This is a genomic window from Stenotrophomonas sp. STEN033 (genome assembly GCF_056856655.1).
Window position 1 is genome coordinate 1 of the sequence record NZ_JBXFWM010000039.1, and the last position, 20361, is coordinate 20361.

Here is a 20361-nt window from a genome sequence, read left to right on the forward strand (position 1 = left end):
CCCTCGCCTTTGGCGGGTGGTGGGGCCGGGGGGCGGTTTTTTTGGTGGTTGTGGTCGGGGCGGCCGCCGCGAAGCCGGTGCTCCAACGGATCACCAGCTTGCCTGCAGTTTCGGTGATGCCAGCTTCGCGGCCGACGCCGCTCCCACAAACTGTGGATTGTCGGTAACGCCCCAGCCGAGCATGGCTCGGCTCTACAGGGGGATGTCGGTAACGCCCCAACCGGGCTGGGGCTACCGGGCTTTCCTTGCCGCAAAGCGGGCGCGCATGCCGGGTACGCTGACCAGGGCCACGATCAGCAGCGCCAGGAGGATCTCGATCCACGCGTAGAGGGCGGTGTCGCGGTGGCTCCAGGCACTCATCACGCCGTGGCTGAACCAGAACAGCGCCAATACCCCCGCCCAGAAGCGGGCCACAGCGCGCTGTGCCAGCACGCCCAGCAACAACAGTACCGGCGGCGCCACGAACACCAAGGCTACCGCCAGCAGATGGCGGTCGGCGCGGAACCACCACGCATACAGGCCGGCCAACAGCGCCAATGCCAATGCCAAGGTCAGATCGCGGCTGCGGCCGCTCATTGCGCCAGACGCCGGGCGATATCGGCGACCCGTCGGCCCAATGCCCGTGCCAACACCGCTTCATCGTCGGTGGGCTGCGGATCATCCTGGCTGCCGGCCACATGGCTGGCGCCATACGGCGTGCCGCCGCTGCGGGTGTGGCTCAGTGCCGGCTCGGTGAACGGGATGCCGACGATCAGGCAGCCGTGGTGCAACAGCGGCAGGTGCATCGACAACAGGGTCGATTCCTGGCCACCGTGCATCGAGGCGGTGGAGGTGAACACTGCCGCCGGCTTGCCGGCGAGAGTGCCGTTGACCCATTCCGCGCCCAGGCCATCGAGGAAGTGTTTGACCGGTGCGGCCATGTTGCCGAAGCGGGTGGGGCTGCCCAGCACGATGCCGTCGCACTCGGCCAGGTCGGCGATCTCCACATAGGGTGCGCCGTCGTCGGGCACTGGCGGGGCGCTGGTCTGGGTGACAGCGGCGACCGGAGGTACGGTGCGCAGACGGGCGCTCATGCCCGGCACCTCGCCGATACCGCGGGCGATCTGCCGCGCCAGCCGGGCCACCGAACCGCCACGGCTGTAGTAAAGCACCAGGATTTCCGCCATCACACCGTTCGCTCAATCATGCAGGAACCGGCAGTATCAACGATGCGGGCCGCGCTTTGCATCGGGTACCCTTGCCAAATGGAACCTTTGGATTCACTCAACCTATGGATGGAGCGCCTGCGGGACCGTGCGCGCAACGTCAGCTTCGGGCGCTTCCTGTGGAAGCGCTTCATTGATGATCGCCTGTTCCAGGCTGCCGGTTCGCTGGCCTACACCACGGTGTTCGCGCTGGTGCCGTTGGCCATCGTGGTATTCGGGGTGCTGTCCGCGTTCCCCATGTTCGATCGCTGGAGCGAGGCGCTCAGCGACTATGTGTTCTCCAACTTCGTGCCGTCGGCGGCGCGCGCGGCCGAAGGGTATCTGCGGCAGTTCTCGGCCAGCGCCGGGCAGCTGACCGCTGCCGGCTTCCTGGCCCTGGTGGTATCGCTGCTGATCACCCTCAACAGCGTCGAACAGACCTTCAACCGTATCTGGCGGGTGGCCTCGGCGCGGCCACAGCTGACCCGCTTCCTGGTCTATTGGACGGTGCTTACCCTGGGCGCCTTGCTGGCCGCCGCCTCGTTGGCGATCTCGGCCAAAGTGTTGTCGCTGCCCTTGTTCGGTACGACCGAGGGCCGCTGGTTGGCCGACCTCGGCCTGCGGCTGGCGCCGGTGCTGATCGAATTCGTCTGTGTGGTGCTGATCTACCGGGTGGTGCCGCACCATACCGTGAAGTGGCGCCATGCCATTCCCGGCGCACTGTTGGCGGTGCTGATGCTGGAGCTGGTGAAGTGGGGCATGGGCCTGTACCTGGGCAGCTTCCAGTCCTATCAGAAGCTCTACGGCACGGTGGCGTTCGTGCCGATCCTGTTGCTGTGGATCTACCTGAGTTGGGTCTCGGTGCTGCTGGGCGCATCGCTGGCCTCATCGGTGGCCGCATTCCGCTACCAGCCGGCGGCATTGCGGTTGCCGCAGGGCTGCGAGCTGTATGGCCTGCTGAGGTTGTTGGGACGGTTCCGTGAGGCGCGGCAGCAAGGGCAGGGGCTGGATGAAGACCAGCTGTTGCTGCTGGAACCCATGCTCACCGACTCCCTGCTGCAGCAATTGCTGGAGCAGATGGAAGTTATTGGCGTGCTGCGCCGTGACGAGCGCGGTGAATGGCTGCTGGCGCGTGACCTGGACAGCATCAGCCTGCATGAGCTGTACGAAAGCTCGCAGCTGCGTATACCGGCCGCCGAGGAATACCTGCCGATGCGCGAGGACAGCCTCGGGCAAGCGGCCTGCAACGCCCTGGATCAACTACGTCTGCCGTTGCGCGAACTGCTCAAGCGCCGGGTGGATGACATCTATGTAGAGCGCGGAGAGAGTCGATGATCAAGAAGTTTGTTCCCGTCGCGCTGCTGGCGTTGGCCTTGGCTGCGTGCAAGCCGGCGCAGGCACCTGCCGCTGCACCGGCTGCCGCACCCGATGCAGCGGCCGCACCGGCTGCCGCTGAGACGGCCCAGTCCAGCGTGGTCCAGCAGACGGTGGAAATACCGCAACTGCAGGTGCCAACCGTGGATGGCAAGACCTATGACCTGGCCAGTCACCGCGGGCAGTGGGTGGTGGTGAATTTCTGGGCCACCTGGTGCGCGCCCTGCCTGCAGGAAATGCCGGAGCTGTCGGCGCTGCACGCCATGCGCAGCAATGTGGAAGTGGTTGGCCTGGCCTATGAGGACATCGAGCTGGACGAGATGCAGGCCTTCCTGAAGGAGCATCCGGTGGCCTATCCGATCGCCATCATCGATACCTTCAGCCCGCCCAAGGATTTCGCCACGCCGCGTGGCTTGCCGATGACCTACCTGATCGGGCCGGACGGCAAGGTGGCCCGGCAGTTCCTAGGGCCGGTGAATGCGCAGGAAATCGAGCAGGCGATTGTGGCTGCCGGGGGTAAGGCGGTTTAAGGGGATGGTGGTTTTCCGTGTGTTGGGGCTTCGAGGCGGGAGCGAGAAGCTTTGAGGCCAAGAGCACCCCTCCCCAGCCCTCCCCTTCGCTGCGCGAAAGGGAGGGGGCAAGAGCAGCGCCGCGACCCTCTGACAGATTGCCAAGAACCGCTTCCTCCCTTTCGCGGCGCGAAGGGGAGGGTTGGGGAGGGGTAGCTTTTCAGCTCTCCACACAATGCCAGCTTCGCGGCTTATGCCGCTCCTACGGCATTGTCGGTAAAGCTCCTGCCGAGCATGGCTCGGCACTACAAGCCCCTCTCCCGTGAACGGGAGAGGGGTTGGGGTGAGGGCAGCCTTTCGGACAATGCGGGAAAGCTCCTGCCGAGCATGGCTCGGCACTACAGGGAGCCGGAGGCGGGCTACGGTTTGGCTGCTTCTTCATCCACCGCAAACGGCGCAATCGGCTTCACCACGCCGTACTTCTCCTTCTTCGGTTTGCCCGGCAGCGGTGGCAGTTCAATCACCGGTTCGTCGATGTGGGTATCGGGCAGGCGATCCAGCAGGTCGCGTATCAGGGTCAGGCGGCCATGCTTCTGGTCATTGAAATCCACCAGCGTCCACGGTGCATGAACGCTGTGGGTGGCCTCCAGCATGGCTTCGCGGGCCTGGGTGTAGGCGCTGTATTCCTGCCGCGATTTCAGATCGATCGGTGACAGCTTCCAGCCTTTGAGCGGGTCGTCGCGACGCTCGGCAAAGCGCTTTTCCTGCTGTTCCTGATCCACGCACAACCAGTACTTGAACAGCAGGATGCCATCGTCGACCAGCAGCTTTTCGAACGCAGGGGCCTGCTTGAGGAAGGCCTTGTACTGCGCATCGGTGCAGTAGCCCATCACCTTCTCCACGCCGGCGCGGTTGTACCAGCTGCGGTCCATCAGCACGATCTCGCCGGCGGCGGGCAGGTGCGCGATATGGCGCTGGAAATACCACTGGCTGTCTTCGCGTTCGCTGGGCTTGGGCAGGGCCACCACCCGGCAGTGGCGTGGATTGACGTGTTTGGCGATGTCCTGGATGACGCCGCCCTTGCCGGCGGTGTCGCGGCCCTCGAACAACACCAGTACACGCTGCCCGCAGTGCTGGGCCCAGCGGGCCATGTTGGCCAGTTCCAGCTGCATCGGTTCCAGCAACGCTTCGTACTGTTTGCGCTTGAGCTTGCCCATGGTCACTCCTTGTGGAACGCCGAGCCTAACCCAATCGGATGTCAGTCGATGTCTGCACCACGCCAGCCGTGGGCGCCGGCCAGCTGTTGCAGCAGCTGGGCCAGGTCACTGGCGAAGCCGGCCATGTCGAACAGGCTGCTCTGTTCCCGGGCCTGCGCCAGTCGCTGCCGTGCAGCCTGCAGGGCGTTGGGGTCATTGCCCAGCGCAATCGCCGTGGTGACGAAGGATTGGTCATCGGCGACATTCATCTCGTCCATGCCGAGGTGATGGTTGAGGCTGCCGGCCACCCGCGCGGCAAACGTGCTGCCGGGTGCGGTCAGCACCGGACAACCGGCCCACAGCGCATCGGAGGCCGTGGTGTGGGCGTTATACGGGTGTGTGTCCAGGAACAGGTCGGCATGCTGGTAACGGGCCAGATATTGCGGATGCGGCAGCTTGTGCATGAACACCAGGCGCGCCGGGTCCACGCCGCGTCGGCGCGCGACCTCCTGCAGGCGTTGGTCGGCCTTGCCTGGACCGGACAGCAGCCATAACACGCTGTCTGGCACGCCCAGCAGCACCTGCAACAGGCGTTCGACGCTGCGCGGATTGAGCTTGTAGCTGTTGTTGAAGCAACAGAACACCACGCCGGCGTCCGGTAATCCGCAGTCAGCGCGCGAGGGCGGGGGCTGAACAATGCGGCTGTTGTCCGAGGGCTGGAAGGCACGCGGCAGGCGCAGCACCTTTTCGCTGAAGCCGGATTCCAATGCGGGCGGCAACACGAACGCATCGGCGACGACGTAGTCGATCCACGGTGCACCGGACGTGCCGGGGTAGGCCAGCCAGTTCAACTGCAGCGGAGCAGGGTGCATGGCCAGCACTTCGGGTGTGCCACCGCCGCCCCAGCCGCGCAGGTCGAACAGCAGGTCGATGCCAGCGGCGCGGATGCGCTGCGCAATCGTTGCATGTGCTTGGTTGCTGAGGTCGTGCAACTGCCCGACAGCTGCCTGCAGGCGTCGGCGGATGCCGCTGCCATCGTCGCTGTTGAGCGCAAAAAGATGTGTCTGCAATTGCGGATGTGCGCGCAACTGCTCGAACAATGCGACTGTCAGCAGGCCGGTCGGGTGCGCGCCGAAGCCGTTGGAAAGAAAGCCCACGCGCAGTGCGCCCTGTGCACGAACCTGCGTTGCAGGCAGGCGCGGAATGGCTTGGGCAAGCACGCCGGCACGTTGCTGCGCACAGGCCAGTTGTTCGGCGGCGCTGGCATCCTCGCTGAGAAAGGCAAAAGGCTCCACGGCGGGATTGCCTTGCGCGACCGCGCGACGCACCTGTTGCGACAGTGCATCGATATCGCGCCAGTCGCAGAGCCGGCGCTGCCAGTTCAGGCGCTGTGCGGCCATATAGGCCTCGTCCGGTGCCAGCGCATGCGCGCGTCGATAGGCATCGGCAGCGGCTTCGGGCTGGTTGGCGTCTTCCAGTACATGACCCAGCCACAAGGCCATGCCTGGGTGCTGCGGGGCGAGCTGGCAGGCTTGCTGCAACAGTGCGGCGGCTTCCTCATGCCTTCCTTGCATCCAACGCGCGCGGCCAAGACGGGCGAGGGCTTCGGGGTGCTGCGGTCGCAGTTGCAGTGCTCTGGATGCCGCCGCCTCACCTGCGCGTACATCGCCCGCACCAAGTTCTGCGTCGGCCAGCATTACCCAGGCGATGAAGTCACCGGGTTGGCGGCTGACGGCATGGCGGAGCTGGTCGCGTTCGTTGAGGGCGTTGGTCATTGTGCTGGCTTTGCCCCCTCCCTTGCGCGTAGCGCAGGAGAGGGCTGGGGAGGGGTAGGTTTTTGATTTTGCTATGGGCTGGCGACCAAGGCCAAATCCAGAGGCAGTAGCGAAGGCCAATGCCAAAAAGCCAAAAGCTACCCCCTCCCCAACCCTCCCCTATGCTGCGCATAAGGGAGGGGGCGTATTAGGTCCCTTCCGCCAAACGCGCCAGCTCATCCACCTGGTGTTCGTGCTGCAAGCGTGCGATCAGGTCGTCGAGGCCGCCTTCGATGATGTTGGGCAGGTCGTACAGGGTCAGGCCTTCGACGCGGTGGTCGGTGATGCGGCCCTGCGGGAAGCTGTAGGTGCGGATGCGCTGGCTGCGGTCGCCACTGCCTACCTGCAGGCGGCGCGATTCGGCCTGGGCAGCGGCCTGCTTGCTGCGCTCGGCATCCAGCAACTGCGCCTTCAGCCGCTTCATCGCCTTGTCGCGGTTGGCGTGCTGGCTGCGCTCGGTCTGGCATTCCACCACCACGCCGGTGGGAACGTGGGTGATGCGGATCGCCGACTCGGTCTTGTTGACGTGCTGGCCGCCGGCGCCGGAGGAACGGAACGTGTCCACCTTCAGGTCCGCCGGGTTGATCACCACGTCTTCGACATCGTCGGCCTCGGGGATGATTGCCACCGTCGCTGCCGAGGTGTGGATGCGGCCCTGCGATTCGGTGGCCGGCACGCGCTGCACACGGTGCGTGCCGGATTCGAACTTCAGCTTGGAATAGGCGCCGCGGCCAACCACGCGTGCCACGATTTCCTTGTAGCCGCCGTGTTCGCCGGGGTTGTCGGATTCGATTTCCACCTTCCAGCCCTGACGCTCGGCATAGCGGGCGTACATGCGGAACAGGTCGCCGGCAAAAATCGCCGCTTCGTCACCGCCGGTGCCGGCACGCACTTCCAGGAACAGGTTGCCTTCGTCGCGCGGGTCACGCGGCACCAGCAGCAGCGCCAGCTCCTCGTCCAATGCCTGCAGGCGCGCCTGGGCGGCGCTGATTTCTTCCTCGGCCAGCTCGCGCAGTTCCGGGTCGTTCCGCATGGCTTCGGCCGAGGCCAGATCGTCCAGCGCACGGGCTTCGTTCGCCAATGCAGTGGCGATGGGTTCCAGTTGCGAGAACTCACGGGAAAAATTGCGGAAGCGCTCGTTGTCGGCGACCACATCGGGGTCGGAAAGCAGGCGTTCCAGTTCTTCTCGGCGCTCGGCCAGTGCCAGCAGCTTACGGCGCAGGGTCGGCGTCATCATTCCTCGCAGCGGGGTGGTGATACCCGGGGGCGGCCGGGAACAGGCGCTCGGCGGCGCGGGTGAGGTCGGTATCGCCTTCCTGCGCGGCTTGGCGCAGGGCGGCGGTGGGCGGATGCAGCAGGCGGTTGGTCAGGCCGTGCGCCAGCTGCTCCAGTACTTCGTCGGGCAGTTTGCCATGCGCCAGCTGCTGCCGGGCCTTGGCCAGCAGTTCGGCGCGGGTCGCCTCGCCAAACGCACGAAGCTGCCGGATCGGTGCCTGCAGGCGGGTGGCGCGCAGGTTCTCCAGATAGCGGGTGACCTGCAGGTCGATGATGGATTCAGCCTCGGCGGCGGCTTCGCGGCGGCCGCGGCGGTTTTCCTCCACGGCCCGTTCCAGATCGTCCACGGTGTACAGGTAGGCGTCGGCCAGGGTGCCGACCTCGGCTTCGATATCGCGCGGCACGGCCAGGTCGAACAGCAGCATCGGCTTGTGCCGGCGCAAGCGCAGTGCGTTGGCGACCTGGCGGTGCAGGATCACTGGCTCGCGCGCGGCCGTGGCCGAGAACACCACGTCGGCTTCGCCCAGGTGGCGCTCCAGCTCGGTCAAGGGCAGCGCCACGCCGCCGTGACGGCTGGCCAGGTCCTGCGCATTGGCCACGGTACGGTTGGCGATCAGCAGCCGCTTCACCTTGGCATCGCTCAGGTGCTTGGCGACCAGTTCCATGGTTTCGCCGGCGCCGACCAGCAGCACAGTGGATTCATCCATGCGCGCAAACGAGTCCTGCGCCAGCCGCACCGCGGTGGAGGCCACCGAGATCGGATTGGCGCCGACGCGGGTGTCGGTGCGGGCACGCTTGGCCACGGAGAAGGTCTGCTGGAACAACCGGTCCAATTGTTGCCCGATCGCGCCGCTGTCGTGGGCCAGTGCCCAGGCATCCTTGACCTGGCCCAGGATCTGCGGCTCGCCCAGCACCATCGAGTCCAGCCCGGTGGCGACCCGGAACAGGTGGCGCACCGCCTCAGCGTCGCTGTGCTGGTAGAGATAGCCCTGCAGGCTGCCAGCGTGGTGTTCCAGCCACTGGCTCAGGGCCTTGCTGTCCTCGGCAACGGCGTACAGTTCGGTGCGGTTGCAGGTGGACAGGAGCACCGCCTCGGCCAGTTGCGGGGTCTGCCGCAATGAATCCATCGCCCGCGGCAAGGCGTCTCCGCCAAAGGCAGCGCGTTCGCGCAGTTCTACCGGCGCAGTCTGGTGATTCAGTCCGAGCACCCACAGGGTCATCTGTTCAGTTGCTTGCGATAAGCTGCTGGCTGTTGAAGGCCGCCATTTTACGGCCCGGTTGCGCCAGATGCCCGTATTCAATCGCATATGCACCGTTCTGTTGCTTTCCCTGCCGGTTTTTCCGGTGCTGGCGGCCCCGGCTGCGCCTGTCCGGACGCCGTTGGCGGCTGAAGGCCTGCCGTTGACCCCGGTGCTGGCCGGTGAGTTCTCGCTGCAGGCTGGCAAGTTGCCCGATGCCGCCCGCTGGTACCTGCAGGCCGCCCAGGAAGCCAAGGGCGACGTGGGGCTGGCCGAGCGCGCCACCCGCATCGCCATGCTGGCCGATGACGCCGACCGCGCCGAACAGGCGTTGGCCCTATGGGCCCAGCGTGATCCCGGCTCGGTAGCGGTGCGCGGCACCCGCGGTGCGCTGGCCATGCGCAATGGCGACGCCAGGCTGGCCCGCAAGGAGTTGTTGGCGGTGCTGCGCTCCCCTGAACCGCGGGCCTGGCGTTACGCGCTGCTGGCGCTTGCAACTGGCGGCCGCGACCCGGCGGTGCCGGCGCAGGTGCTGGGCATGCTGGTGGACGCCAATGCGATCCCCAATGATCTGGAAGCCTGGCAGGAATTTGGCCGGTTGGCCCTGCGCATGGAACGACCGGAGTTGTCGCGGCGGATGGTCGGCGAGGTGGTCCGGCGCTTCCCGGATGAGCCGCGGGTGGCGTTGCTGCATGCCTCCCAGCTCAACCAGGCTGGCAAGAAGGACGAGGCGCTGGCCCTGCTCAAGGGCATCGAGCCGAAGGCGGAGAAGGACGACGAGCTGCGCGGCGCGCTGGCCATCGCCTATGACACCCTGGGTGAGACCGCCGCTGCCGAGCATGTGCTGTCGGTAGGTGAACAGAACCTGCAGAGCTGGGGCATGCGTGCCTCGCTGCTGGCCAAACAGAAGGACGATGTGGCGCTGTTGGCGCTGTATCAGGACATCGCGGCAAAGGCCAGCAAGCCGGACCCCGACCAGCGCCTGCTGCTGGGCAAGATTGCCGAATACCTGAAGCGCTACCAGGAGGCGGTGGATTGGTATCACGGTGTGCCTGGTGGCGAGCATCGCGGTGAGGCACAGCTGCGTGCGGTGAACGCGCTGCACCTGATGGGTGACAAGGCGCGCGCTGCCAAGGAAGTGCAAGCCGTGCAGGCCGATGCCTCGCTGGACGACGATGTGCGCCGCGACGCCTACCTGCTGGAGTCCGAGCTGCAACTGCGTGATGGCGAAACCAAGGCCGAGTTCGATGTGCTGGCCCGTGGCCTGGCTGCGTTCCCGGATGACAGCGCCTTGCTGTACGCCCGCGCGCTGGCCTGGGAGCGCAACGACAATGTGCCGCGCGCCGAGGCGGACCTGCGCAAGGTGCTGGTGGCCGAGCCGGAGAACGTGGCAGCGTTGAACGCGCTGGGCTACACCTTGGCCGACCGCACCCAGCGCTACCAGGAAGCATTGGAGCTGATCGACCGTGCACGCGTGGCCGAGCCGGACAATGCGGCCATCGTCGACAGCTACGGTTGGGTGTTGTATCGGCTGGGCCGCAACGATGAGGCGCTGGTGCATCTGCGCCGTGCCTGGACCTTGAACAAGGACCCGGAAATCGCTGCACACGTAGGCGAAGTGTTGTGGGTGCTGGGGCAGAAAGACGAGGCCAGGCGCTTCTTCGATGAGGCCCGCAAACTGGATCCGGATAACCGCGCGCTGCAGCGTGCGATCGAAAAGTTGGGTGTATGAACGTATTGATGTGGCGGGCGCCGTTGGCGCTGCTGGTGGTAGGTGCGCTCGCGGCCTGTGGTTCGGTGCCCAAGCGCCAGGCGACACCGGTCGCGGCTGAGGTTTCGCAGGTGTCGGCGCAGGCGCAGGCGGCAGAGCAGCAACGCCAGGCTGCCTTGCAGGCGCAGCCGAACTGGTCGTTCCAGGGCCGGGTGGCGATCAGCAAGGGCCGCAATGGTGGCAACGGCCGGATCGACTGGTTGCAGCAGGGGCCTGCCTACCAGGTCAGTCTGGCCGCGCCGGTCACCCGGCAGAGCTGGCAGCTCAGCGGTGGCGCCCCAGGGCAGGTGGTGCGCCTGGAAGGACTGGAAGGCGGACCGCGCACGGCCGATGACGCCGGCGAACTGCTCTTGCAGGCTACTGGCTGGGAGATTCCGGTCGCCCAACTGGCCGAGTGGGTGCGTGGTCTACCAACTGAGGGCACAAGTCCGGAACACCTCGGTTTCGACGCTGAAGGGCGGCCGCGGGTGCTCCGCCAGCAAGGTTGGCAGGTGGATTACCTGGACTGGTACCCGGCCGATGCCGGGCGCCCGTCGCTGCCGCGCCGGATCGAGGCGGTCAATGGCGATGCCAAGGTCCGCCTGATCGTGGATGAATGGGGATCGGACGCACCATGACTGCCGTAGCTGACGAAGCGGGTTGGTCGTACTGGCCGGCCCCGGCCAAGCTGAACCTGTTCCTGCATATCACCGGTCGGCGCGCGGATGGCTATCACGTGCTGCAGACGGTGTTCCGGTTGCTGGACTGGGGCGATCGGATTGGCCTGCGCCTGCGCGAGGACGGTCAGGTGCGCCGCAAGGGCGCTTCCGTGGCCGGCGTTGCAGAGGCTGATGATCTGGTGGTTCGTGCTGCCATCGCGCTGAAAAATGCGACCAATTGCGGGAAAGGTGTCGATATCCGGGTTGAAAAGCGGATTCCTGCCGGTGGTGGCTTTGGGGGTGGTTCGTCAGATGCTGCGACCGTGCTGGTGGCGCTGAACGCGTTGTGGGGTACCGGTCTGGATGAGGATGCGCTGGCAGCCCTTGGCGTGTGCCTTGGGGCAGATGTGCCGGTCTTCGTGCGCGGACGCAGTGCCTGGGCCGAAGGCGTGGGCGAATTGCTGACCCCGCTTGAACTGCCGGAAGCATGGTATTTGCTGGTGGATCCGGGGGTTCACGTGCCCACGGCTGAACTTTTCCGTTCACAGCATTTGACGCGGGATGCCAAGCCCGTGAAAATAGCGGACTTCGCTTCCGGGACCGTCCTCGGAAATGCGTTCGAGCCGGTACTACGGCGCCAGGAACCTGCCATCGAGGCGACGTTCCAGGCCTTGTCAGGTATTGGTCGGGCACGACTCACGGGGTCGGGAAGCGGTTGTTTCGTCGAATTCGCCACGCGCGCTGCTGCAGAGCAGGCCTTGGCGGAATTGCCGCCACAACTGCGGGCTTGGGTAGCTGCGGGTGTTGATCGCTCGCCACTGCTTGATGCGCTGGAAACGACGGGAATTGTTTGATGCAGGGGCGTCGCCAAGAGGCCCAAGGCACCAGGTTTTGATCCTGGCATTCGTAGGTTCGAATCCTACCGCCCCTGCCACGCACTCCCACGGCTGTAAGCGCAAAGGATGTGCGCGAGACATACCCGCGCCATCGCTGCAGTAACCACGTTTCCTTCGCTACTCGCCCACGCCCGAGAGAGCTGTCATGCAAGATTCCCCGAACCTGCTGGTCTTTTCCGGCAATGCCAACAAACCTCTTGCACAGAGCATCTGCAAGGAACTCGGGGTAAGACCAGGCAAGGCGCTGGTTTCCAAGTTCTCCGACGGTGAAGTACAGGTCGAGATCCAGGAAAACGTGCGCAAGCAGGACGTTTTCGTCGTTCAGCCGACCGGTGCTCCGAGTGCGGAGAACCTGATGGAGCTGCTGGTGATCATCGACGCGCTCAAGCGCGCGAGCGCCGCCTCCGTCACCGCGGTGGTGCCGTACTTCGGTTACGCCCGCCAGGATCGCCGCATGCGCTCCTCGCGCGTGCCGATCACCGCCAAGGTTGCAGCAAAGATGTTCTCGGCCGTGCACACCGACCAGATCCTCACGGTCGACCTGCACGCCGATCAGATCCAGGGTTTCTTCGACATGCCGGTCGACAACGTCTATGCCTCGCCGCTGCTGCTGGCGGACATCTGGCGCGTCTACGGCACCGACAACCTGATCGTGGTCAGCCCGGACGTAGGCGGCGTGGTGCGCGCCCGCGCCGTGGCAAAGCGCCTGGATGATGCCGACCTGGCCATCATCGACAAGCGCCGTCCGCGTGCCAACGTCGCCACCGTGATGAACATCATCGGTGACGTCGAAGGCAAGACCTGCGTCATGGTCGACGACATCGTCGACACCGCCGGCACCCTGTGTGCTGCCGCTGCTGCCCTCAAGGCGCGCGGTGCACTGAAGGTCGCCGCGTACTGCACCCACGCCGTGCTCTCGGGCCCGGCCGTGGACAATTTGAACAACTCCCAGCTCGACGAGCTGGTGGTGACCGACACGATCCCGCTTTCCGAAGTGGCTCGCGTCTGTCCCAAGATCCGCCAGATCAGCGTGGCCGAAATGCTGGCCGAGACGATGCGTCGCATCGCCTTCGGTGAGTCGGTCAGCTCGATGTACGTGGATTGATGCATCCGGTCCCCGGCTTGTCCGGGGATCACATCAGGCTCTTCTGGTCGCGGAAGAGTCTCTACGCAGCGCCGCGAGGCGGTGCAACAACCTAGAGTAGTCAACAATGGCAAAGTCTCACGAAATCAAAGTCGCTCGTCGTGACGTGCAAGGTCAGGGTGCGAGCCGCCGCCTGCGTCACGAAGGCGTGGTCCCGGGCATCGTTTACGGTGGTGACAAGGAGCCGGTGAAGGTCCAGTTCAACCACAACGAAATCTGGCTGGCCCAGTTCAACGATTGGTTCTACTCGTCGATCATCGACCTGAACCTCGACGGCACCATCCACAAGGTGCTGCTGCGTGACATGCAGCGTCACCCGTACAAGCAGCTGGTCATGCACCTGGATTTCCAGCGCGTGAACGAGAATGAAGTGCTGCACGCTTCGGTGCCGCTGACCTTCATCAACGAAGACACCTCGCCGGCTGGCAAGGCTGCCGACGTGCTGGTCACCCACGAACTGAAGGAAGTGGCGATTGCCTGCTTGCCGAAGGACCTGCCGCAGTCGATCGAAGTCGACCTGGGCGAGCTGAAGGCTGGCGACATCATCTACCTGTCGGGCCTGAAGCTGCCGGCCGGCGTGGAAATCCCGGCACTGAAGCTGGGCAAGGGCCATGACGACGCCGTTGTCATCGCCAAGACCGCCGCTGCAGAAGAAGCAGCAGCCGAGTAATCGGCGATGTTGCGCCCGCTCTTCGGGGCGGGCGCAGCAGGTGTATCTGACAGATGACTGGCTTGCGATTGATCGTTGGTCTGGGCAACCCCGGACCCGAACACGCCCGGACCCGGCACAATGCCGGGTTTCATTTCGTTGAGGCCCTGGCAGAGCGGCAGGGCGCGCGCTGGGCGCTGGAAAGCAAATTGTTTGGCGAAGTCGCCAAGGTCGAGATTGCCGGGCAGCCGGTATGGCTGTTGAAGCCGGCGACCTACATGAACCTGTCTGGCAAATCGGTCACCGCCGCGCAGCGGTTCTGGAAGATCGAGCCGGAACAGACCCTGCTTGCACACGACGAACTGGACATGCCGCCCGGCGTGGCCCGGCTCAAGTTCGACGGTGGTCATGGCGGCCAGAACGGCCTGCGTGACACCATCCGCCTGCTCGGTCATGGCAAGTTCCATCGCCTGCGTCTTGGCATTGGTCATCCCGGTCACAAGGACCGCGTGGTGGGCTGGGTGCTGGGCCGTCCGTCGCCGGAGGACGCTGTGCTGATGGCACAGGCCATCGATGCGGCCATCGACGTGATGCCGTTGGCGGTAGCTGGCGATTACAGCGAAGCAATGAAGCGTCTACACACCAACGCGAAGTAGGGAATGGGGAATGGGGAATCGGAAGGCTGCACGCTTTCCAATTCTCCATTCCCGATTCTCCATTCCCGAGGGACAGCACCATGGGTATCAAATGCGGCATCGTCGGTCTGCCCAACGTCGGCAAGTCGACCCTGTTCAATGCGCTGACCAAGGCGGGTATCGCTGCGGCCAACTTCCCGTTCTGCACGATCGAGCCGAACACCGGCGTGGTGCCTGTGCCGGATCCGCGCCTTGAGGCGCTGGCAGCCATCGTCAAGCCGGAGCGGGTGATCCCGACCACGATGGAGTTCGTCGACATCGCTGGCCTGGTCGCCGGTGCGTCCAAGGGTGAAGGCCTGGGCAACAAGTTCCTGGCCCACATCCGCGAGACCGACGCCATCGCCCACGTGGTGCGTTGCTTCGAGGACGGCAACGTCATCCACGTCGCCAACAAGGTCGACCCGATCGCCGACATCGAAACCATCGATACCGAGCTGGCGCTGGCCGACCTGGAATCGGTGCTGAAGGCACTGGATCGCGCCACCCGCGCGGCCAAGGCCAATGACAAGGACGCGCTGGCCCGCAAGCCGGTGCTGGAAAAGCTGGCATCGACGCTGGATCAGGGCAAGTCGGCACGTTCGGCTGGCCTTGATGCTGATGAGAAGGCACTGATCCGCGACATGTTCCTGATCACCCTCAAGCCGCTGATGTACATCGCCAACGTGGCCGAGGATGGTTTCGAGAACAACCCGCACCTGGATGCGGTGCGCGCGCGTGCCGAAGCCGAAGGCGCCGAGGTGGTGCCGGTGTGTGCGGCCATCGAGGAAGAATTGGCGCAGCTGGATGACGCCGACCGCGATGAGTTCCTCAAGGACCTCGGTCTGGAGGAGCCGGGCCTGAACCGCGTGATCCGTGCCGGCTACAAGCTGCTCGGCCTGCAGACCTACTTCACCGCAGGTGTGAAGGAAGTCCGCGCATGGCAGCTGCGCGCGGGCTCCACCGCCCCGCAGGCTGCCGGCGTGATCCACACCGACTTCGAGCGTGGCTTCATCCGTGCCGAAACCATCGCCTACGACGATTTCATCAACCTCAAGGGTGAGCAGGGCGCCAAGGAAGCCGGCCGCCTGCGCCTGGAAGGCAAGGATTACATCGTCAAGGAAGGCGACGTGCTGCACTTCCGCTTCAACGTCTGATCCTTCGCGACGTTGCTGCAGCCACAAGGCCCCGCATTGCGGGGCCTTGTTGTATCTGCGGTTTGTAGCCTGGTCAATATTTCGCCATGAATTTGAAAGCCCTGCAGCGCAAGGCCTGCGGGCGGTTGTCCACAGTCTTCTCCATCCATTGCACACAGCGGCTGTGGAGAATTACTCGGCATAGCAGAGTTGCTTGCAGGAGCGGCGTAAGCCGCGAAGCTGGCATTCCTGCCGCGCCGGGAGACTGCGCCACCCGATGATCTGCGTGCTTCGCGGCTTACGCCGCTCCTACAAAAAAGCCGCATGCCGTTGTTGTAGTGCGTTGGCTAAAAATTCACCAGAATTTTGAAGGCCTTGCAGCGCAAGGCCTGTAGACGGTTGTCCACAACCTTCTCCAGCCATTGCGCACAGCGCTTGTGGAGAACCCGATAAGCCGGGTGGCTGCTTGCAGGAGCGGCGTCAGCCGCGAAGCTGACAATTCCCGCAGACCCGGGAGACTGCCCCACCTGACGATGCGCGTGCTTGGCGGCTGATGCCGCTCCCACAAAAAAACGCACGCCTTCGTTGTAGTGCCTTGGCGAAAAATTCACCGCCATTTTGAAAGCCTTGCAGCGCAAGGCCTGCGCGCCGTTGTCCACAGCCTTCTCCATCCATTGCGCACAGCGGCTGTGGAGAAGAATTGCCGTTGTGCCTGCCTGGCCGCGATGCGCTCCAGCTTCTGCTGGGAGCTGAGGCCGGGCGGGCGCAAGCCGCACGAACAACAAGGCCCGCCAGTGGCGGGCCTTGTTGCGGAACGGCGTGGCGATGTGGGGATTACAACCCGGCCCCACCGAACTTGTGGGTGTACTGCAGGTTGATCTGGCGACCAACGCTGTCGAACCAGGAGATGTCGTAGTACGGATACGCGGTGTAGGTCGGATCCTTCGGCGGCATCTTGTTGAACAGGTTCACCACCGACAGGGTCAGGCGTGAATGTTCGTCGAAGCGGTACTGCAGCGATGCGTTGTAGCGATAGGTGGCACGGATGAACGGACCCGGATCGCCGTCTTCCCACACCTGGTCATAGGACCAGCTGTTGGGCAGCTTGCCCAAGCGCTGGCCATAGACGGTGGCCGCCCAGGCATCCTTCTCCCAGCTGATGCTGGCGCTGGTCTTGGTACGCGGGATATCGAAGCCGCTATTGACCGCGAACTGATCCTTGACCTCATCGCCGGCGTACTGCTGGAAGTCGTGCTTCTTCACCCAGGTGTGGGTGCCACTGAAGGTGAACTGGCCAATGCCGGTCTGCAGGCGGTAGCGCACACCAACGTCCACGCCTTCGGTGGACTCCTTGGCGACGTTGATCGGATTGACGTAGATACCGTAGAGCGAGCCGTTGGAGTTGCGGGTCACGCGTGAAACAGCGTCCACGCAGGTGGGCGAGCTCATGTCCTTGTCGCCGAGCCGGCATGCCGCCTCGTCGCGCAGGATCTGGTCCACGCTCATGTCCTGGACCTGGTCACGCATGTCGATGTTGAACCAGTCAGCCGAGATATCCAGGCCATTGACCGGCGACCAGACGAAGCCGGCCGTCCAGGAGGTGCTGGTTTCAGGGTCGAGGTTGCGGTTGCCTTCGCGGGTGCGGATCAGGCCCTCGCTGTACTCTTCCGGGTCATCGCCGTTGTCCAGTGCATAGTTGTACCAGTCGACACCGCTGGTCTCGTCATTGCCGATGCCGGCGTAGACGTAGTGCAGGTCGGGCGCGCGGAAGGCGGTGCCGTAGGAGCCGCGGACCAGCAGCGAGTCGATCGGGCGCCATTCCAGGCCGGTGCTCCAGGTGGCCTTGCCGATGCTGTTGCCCGAGTAGCGGTACTGGTCATAACGTCCAGCCACGCTCCAGTTCAAGGTGTCGTGCAGCGGCATGCGCAACTCGGCTGCACCGGCCCAGCGATTGCGGCTGCCCTTGCCGTCCGAGTCCTTCCAGCTGTAGTAGTAGTACTGCGTGGCCAGCGGATCGGGATTCAGCGAATAGGACTGGCGGCCGAGCTCGACCGTGCCGGCGAAACCGGCGTCGCCGCCGGGCAGGGTGAACAGGTCGCCCTTGCTGACCGTCAGCGACAAGGTGCCGGTTTCGGACTTGGGCGTGTAGACCGAGCGCGCAGCGATGGAGTCGTACTCGCTGCGGCTGAGCGGGCGATACAGGCGTTCCGGATCGGCGTTGTAGATCGGGAAGCCATCATCGTCCTCGCCCAGCTGCGGACCAAGGAACAGTGCATTGGCCTTGGCGGCGACGATCTGCGGCCAGCTGATCTTGGCGCGGTACTGCGAATAGCTCAGTGCTGCTTCGTAATCCCAGCTGTCGGCCCAGCTGCCCTTGAAGCCGGTGGTCACGCCAAAGGTCTTCTGCGTGGTCTCGATCATGTTGCGGCTCAGTCCGCCGATTTCCTCGGGGGTGAACTGGCGCTGCCAGAACTCCACCTGCTCGCTGGCCTGGTTGTAGAAATAGCCTTCCTCGTTGCCATCGGCGGCCATGTGGCTCCACGCGGTAACGTCGCGGAACATCGATACGTCGTGGTAACCCATCTGTACATCGGCGAACCATTCGCTGCCGTTGTCGAAGGCGTAGCTCATCGACGCATAACCGTTCACGCCGCGGCGCTTGCTGATGATGGTGCCGTAGCCGATGGCCTCGTCGCTGCCGCAGTAGTAGCCGTATCGCGGGCGGTAACCGTAGTAGGTGGTGCCGCCATTCTGCGCAGACAGCGCATCGCAGGTTGCCTGGCCCGGGTCGATGTAGTCGTCATACCAGTCGGTGCGCAGGAAGCCGCGGCGCGGCGCCTGTGCGGCAGCAGTCGGGCCATCCTTGGTGGAGTCCTGGATATCGCGCTCATAGGCCCACAGCGGCGTCTGCGACTGCAGCTCCACGCTGTAGATGCCGCTGAAGCGGCCCTTCTCGAAACCGCTTACCAGGCTGATGTCGAACGATTCGCCGCCGCCCTCGCTGGTGATGCCCATGCGGGCGTCGACGGTGGTGCCATCGGCATGCTTCTTGAGGATGAAATTGACCACGCCGGAGATCGCGTCGGAGCCGTAGATGGCCGATGCGCTGCCGGTCAGTACCTCGATCCGCTCGATCATGCCCAGCGGAATATTGGAGATGTCGGTGAAGTTGCTGCGGCCCTTGAACGGCATCGGGAAGTCGGCGATGCGGCGGCCGTTGACCAATACCAGGGTGTGGTTCGGGCCGAGGCCACGCAGGTCAACCTGCTGCGCGCCCGGCGAGAAGTCCGCGCCGCTGGAGGACTGCTGGCTCTGCGTTTCGCCGCCGTTCTGGGTCATGGCGCGGAGTACGTCCGGCACGCTGGTGAAGCCGGCGGACTTGATTTCCTCGGCCGTCACCACGGTGACCGGCGCCGGACCTTCGACCTGGGCGCGAGGAATGCGAGAGCCGGTGACCTGCACGGTATCGAGTTGTTGCGGTTGGCCTTCGGCAGCGTTCTGTGCCAGGGCAGGGGCGGCCATCGACAGCAGGGCCAGTTGGATTGAACACACCATTGCGTGCTTACGCATGAATCAGCTCTCTGATGAAAAGTGCTCTGGATTTGTCCCGTCGGCATCGCGAAGGTGCCGGCCGACCCTGTCTGTAATGTGAATGGGGTCGCGTCATCTAACACCTTTTTTACACGCTTGACCACTGCCGGAAAGTCTGGCATTACACCTGTAAGCGGTTACATGGATCAGGTAGAAGACGCTATGAAACGTAAGAGCTCCTGGCTGGGGCGAGTAGTCCTGATGGTTGCGGCGATCGCGGCAGCCGGTGTGCTCCATGCCCAGGATTCGCGCGGCATCAGTGCCGCTGGCTACCGCTACTACGAAGTAGGTGACCTTGATGCCCCGCGCCCCGGCAAGACCGAGGCCGCGATGATGCTGATGGGTGGCGGTGACTGGGTGCCTGAGGCCTTCCATTGGTGGGTCGAACGGGCTGGGCACGGCCGCGTGGTGATCCTGCGCGCCTCCGGCGACGACAACATGCAGAAGGAGCTGTATTACGACATCGGCGGCGTCACCGCGGTGCAGACGCTGGTGTTCGACAGCCGCAAGGCGGCGGATGATCCGGCCGTGCTGCGTGTGGTGCGTGGCGCCGATGCCATCTTCATTGCCGGCGGTGACCAGTCGCGTTACATCCGCTTCTGGAAGGGCACCGCGCTCAACGCCGCGCTCAACGATCATGTGCGTGCAGGCAAGCCGATCGGCGGCACCAGTGCCGGTCTGGCCATTCTTGGTGGCTATGCCTACGGCGCGCTGGACGGTGGCAGCGTCATTTCGCCGTCCGCATTGAACGACCCGATGGGCAGTGAAGTCACCATGGACAAGGATTTCCTGACCATGCCCTATCTGTCGAACGTGGTGACCGACACCCATTTCGCCAAGCGCGACCGCCTTGGTCGCCTGATTGTGTTTGTCGCCCGCGCCGCCCAGGACAAGGGCCAGGACGACATCGTCGGTATCGGCGTGGACGAGGACACCGCGTTGTGCGTCGAGGCCGATGGGCGTGGCCGGGTGTACTCGCTGGTCGATGGTTATGCATGGCTGGTGATGCCGCGGCGCACGGCTGATCGCCTGAGCAATGGTGAGCCGTTGGAATTCAGTTCGATTCCGGTCACGGGCGTGGGCGCGGGCAGCCGCCTGCATCTGGACGGTTTCAAGGTGGACAATGCCGCCTTTACCGCGATGGCCAGTGTCGTGGACGGTGAATTGGAGCTCCATCCCAACTGACCGCGCGATTGATGTGCAAAGGGGGCTTCGGCCCCTTTTTTGTTGCCTGTGACGCGGCCGCCCCCGGGCGTGTTGGCGGCCCGCCCCGGC

The 20361-nt window shown here is 64.6% G+C and carries 18 protein-coding genes and 1 tRNA gene; 11 read left to right on the top strand and 8 right to left on the bottom strand.

Annotated elements, in window-relative coordinates; genetic code table 11:
* Positions 1-231: 231 nt before the first annotated feature.
* Positions 232-576: a DUF2069 domain-containing protein gene (locus AC1VXC_RS13420; protein WP_313494283.1), complete on the bottom strand. Its 345-nt coding sequence runs from the start codon at positions 574-576 to the stop codon at positions 232-234.
* The gene (gene wrbA / locus AC1VXC_RS13425; RefSeq protein WP_313174206.1) at positions 573-1166 is read right to left on the bottom strand and encodes an NAD(P)H:quinone oxidoreductase; all 594 of its coding nucleotides are present in this window, start codon (positions 1164-1166) and stop codon (positions 573-575) included. Before wrbA ends, AC1VXC_RS13420 begins: the two co-directional genes overlap by 4 nt.
* 78 nt (positions 1167-1244) lie before the next feature.
* Here wrbA and AC1VXC_RS13430 point away from each other — a divergent pair, with 78 nt between their 5' ends.
* A complete protein-coding gene (locus AC1VXC_RS13430) occupies positions 1245-2519 on the top strand; it encodes a YihY family inner membrane protein (protein ID WP_313174208.1) in 1275 nt (424 codons plus the stop codon).
* Positions 2516-3088, top strand: a complete 573-nt coding sequence (locus tag AC1VXC_RS13435) for a TlpA family protein disulfide reductase (RefSeq protein ID WP_481539250.1) — start codon at positions 2516-2518, stop codon at positions 3086-3088. Before AC1VXC_RS13430 ends, AC1VXC_RS13435 begins: the two co-directional genes overlap by 4 nt.
* A gap of 398 nt (positions 3089-3486) precedes the next feature.
* Here the strand turns inward: AC1VXC_RS13435 and ppk2 are convergent, their stop codons facing one another.
* The 4 genes from ppk2 to hemA form a co-directional block, all read right to left on the bottom strand.
* Positions 3487-4284 carry a polyphosphate kinase 2 gene (gene ppk2 / locus AC1VXC_RS13440; RefSeq protein ID WP_481539249.1) on the bottom strand — a complete coding sequence of 266 codons (798 nt, stop codon included), beginning with the start codon at positions 4282-4284 and terminating at the stop codon, positions 3487-3489.
* A gap of 41 nt (positions 4285-4325) precedes the next feature.
* Positions 4326-6038, bottom strand: a complete 1713-nt coding sequence (locus AC1VXC_RS13445) for an O-linked N-acetylglucosamine transferase, SPINDLY family protein (protein ID WP_481539248.1) — start codon at positions 6036-6038, stop codon at positions 4326-4328.
* 187 nt (positions 6039-6225) lie between these two features.
* Positions 6226-7311, bottom strand: a complete 1086-nt coding sequence (gene prfA / locus AC1VXC_RS13450) for a peptide chain release factor 1 (RefSeq protein WP_313174240.1) — start codon at positions 7309-7311, stop codon at positions 6226-6228.
* The gene (gene hemA / locus AC1VXC_RS13455; RefSeq protein ID WP_313174217.1) at positions 7289-8572 is read right to left on the bottom strand and encodes a glutamyl-tRNA reductase; all 1284 of its coding nucleotides are present in this window, start codon (positions 8570-8572) and stop codon (positions 7289-7291) included. The genes prfA and hemA overlap by 23 nt, the downstream gene beginning before the upstream one ends.
* Positions 8573-8639: 67 nt before the next feature.
* Between hemA and AC1VXC_RS13460 the strand changes: the two genes are divergently transcribed.
* The 8 genes from AC1VXC_RS13460 (at position 8640) to ychF (ending at position 15516) form a co-directional block, all read left to right on the top strand.
* Positions 8640-10322, top strand: coding sequence for a tetratricopeptide repeat protein (locus AC1VXC_RS13460; RefSeq protein ID WP_313174218.1), 1683 nt, complete (start codon positions 8640-8642; stop codon positions 10320-10322).
* Entirely contained in the window at positions 10319-10978 is a 660-nt protein-coding gene (gene lolB, locus AC1VXC_RS13465) for a lipoprotein insertase outer membrane protein LolB (RefSeq protein ID WP_481539247.1), read from the top strand. The genes AC1VXC_RS13460 and lolB overlap by 4 nt, the downstream gene beginning before the upstream one ends.
* A complete protein-coding gene (gene ispE / locus AC1VXC_RS13470; RefSeq protein WP_313174222.1) occupies positions 10975-11853 on the top strand; it encodes a 4-(cytidine 5'-diphospho)-2-C-methyl-D-erythritol kinase in 879 nt (292 codons plus the stop codon). Before lolB ends, ispE begins: the two co-directional genes overlap by 4 nt.
* 3 nt (positions 11854-11856) lie before the next feature.
* Positions 11857-11933: transfer RNA gene (locus tag AC1VXC_RS13475), tRNA-Gln, on the top strand.
* A 107-nt stretch (positions 11934-12040) separates the two neighbouring features.
* Complete coding sequence (locus AC1VXC_RS13480) at positions 12041-13000, top strand: ribose-phosphate diphosphokinase (protein WP_282267136.1); 960 nt, start codon at positions 12041-12043, stop codon at positions 12998-13000.
* Positions 13001-13106: 106 nt separating this feature from the next.
* Positions 13107-13709 (top strand): 50S ribosomal protein L25/general stress protein Ctc, encoded by a 603-nt coding sequence (locus AC1VXC_RS13485; RefSeq protein WP_481539246.1) that lies wholly within the window; start codon positions 13107-13109, stop codon positions 13707-13709.
* A gap of 53 nt (positions 13710-13762) precedes the next feature.
* Positions 13763-14344 (top strand): aminoacyl-tRNA hydrolase, encoded by a 582-nt coding sequence (gene pth / locus AC1VXC_RS13490; protein WP_313174225.1) that lies wholly within the window; start codon positions 13763-13765, stop codon positions 14342-14344.
* Between the two features lie 80 nt (positions 14345-14424).
* On the top strand, positions 14425-15516 hold the full coding sequence (ychF, locus tag AC1VXC_RS13495; RefSeq protein ID WP_481539245.1) for a redox-regulated ATPase YchF: 1092 nt from the start codon (positions 14425-14427) through the stop codon (positions 15514-15516).
* Between the two features lie 326 nt (positions 15517-15842).
* Here ychF and AC1VXC_RS13500 read toward each other — a convergent pair whose 3' ends face one another.
* Entirely contained in the window at positions 15843-16154 is a 312-nt protein-coding gene (locus AC1VXC_RS13500; protein ID WP_313495757.1) for a hypothetical protein, read from the bottom strand.
* 175 nt (positions 16155-16329) lie between these two features.
* Complete coding sequence (locus AC1VXC_RS13505) at positions 16330-19065, bottom strand: TonB-dependent receptor plug domain-containing protein (protein WP_481528345.1); 2736 nt, start codon at positions 19063-19065, stop codon at positions 16330-16332.
* Between the two features lie 162 nt (positions 19066-19227).
* On the opposite strand from AC1VXC_RS13505, the gene AC1VXC_RS13510 reads away from it, so the two are divergent.
* Positions 19228-20271, top strand: a complete 1044-nt coding sequence (locus AC1VXC_RS13510; RefSeq protein ID WP_481539244.1) for a cyanophycinase — start codon at positions 19228-19230, stop codon at positions 20269-20271.
* Positions 20272-20361 lie beyond the last annotated feature (90 nt).

What these genes read in the sequence shown, in the direction of transcription:
- pth (WP_313174225.1), top strand. Translation starts at nt 13,763, where the DNA reads ATGACTGGCTTGCGATTGATCGTTGGTCTGGGCAACCCCGGACCCGAA.
- ispE (WP_313174222.1), top strand. Translation starts at nt 10,975, where the DNA reads ATGACTGCCGTAGCTGACGAAGCGGGTTGGTCGTACTGGCCGGCCCCG.
- AC1VXC_RS13460 (WP_313174218.1), top strand. Translation starts at nt 8,640, where the DNA reads ATGCCCGTATTCAATCGCATATGCACCGTTCTGTTGCTTTCCCTGCCG.
- ppk2 (WP_481539249.1), bottom strand. Translation starts at nt 4,284, where the DNA reads ATGGGCAAGCTCAAGCGCAAACAGTACGAAGCGTTGCTGGAACCGATG.
- AC1VXC_RS13445 (WP_481539248.1), bottom strand. Translation starts at nt 6,038, where the DNA reads ATGACCAACGCCCTCAACGAACGCGACCAGCTCCGCCATGCCGTCAGC.
- AC1VXC_RS13435 (WP_481539250.1), top strand. Translation starts at nt 2,516, where the DNA reads ATGATCAAGAAGTTTGTTCCCGTCGCGCTGCTGGCGTTGGCCTTGGCT.
- lolB (WP_481539247.1), top strand. Translation starts at nt 10,319, where the DNA reads ATGAACGTATTGATGTGGCGGGCGCCGTTGGCGCTGCTGGTGGTAGGT.
- AC1VXC_RS13480 (WP_282267136.1), top strand. Translation starts at nt 12,041, where the DNA reads ATGCAAGATTCCCCGAACCTGCTGGTCTTTTCCGGCAATGCCAACAAA.
- AC1VXC_RS13510 (WP_481539244.1), top strand. Translation starts at nt 19,228, where the DNA reads ATGGATCAGGTAGAAGACGCTATGAAACGTAAGAGCTCCTGGCTGGGG.
- AC1VXC_RS13420 (WP_313494283.1), bottom strand. Translation starts at nt 576, where the DNA reads ATGAGCGGCCGCAGCCGCGATCTGACCTTGGCATTGGCATTGGCGCTG.
- prfA (WP_313174240.1), bottom strand. Translation starts at nt 7,311, where the DNA reads ATGACGCCGACCCTGCGCCGTAAGCTGCTGGCACTGGCCGAGCGCCGA.
- hemA (WP_313174217.1), bottom strand. Translation starts at nt 8,572, where the DNA reads ATGACCCTGTGGGTGCTCGGACTGAATCACCAGACTGCGCCGGTAGAA.
- AC1VXC_RS13430 (WP_313174208.1), top strand. Translation starts at nt 1,245, where the DNA reads ATGGAACCTTTGGATTCACTCAACCTATGGATGGAGCGCCTGCGGGAC.
- wrbA (WP_313174206.1), bottom strand. Translation starts at nt 1,166, where the DNA reads ATGGCGGAAATCCTGGTGCTTTACTACAGCCGTGGCGGTTCGGTGGCC.
- AC1VXC_RS13505 (WP_481528345.1), bottom strand. Translation starts at nt 19,065, where the DNA reads ATGCGTAAGCACGCAATGGTGTGTTCAATCCAACTGGCCCTGCTGTCG.
- ychF (WP_481539245.1), top strand. Translation starts at nt 14,425, where the DNA reads ATGGGTATCAAATGCGGCATCGTCGGTCTGCCCAACGTCGGCAAGTCG.
- AC1VXC_RS13485 (WP_481539246.1), top strand. Translation starts at nt 13,107, where the DNA reads ATGGCAAAGTCTCACGAAATCAAAGTCGCTCGTCGTGACGTGCAAGGT.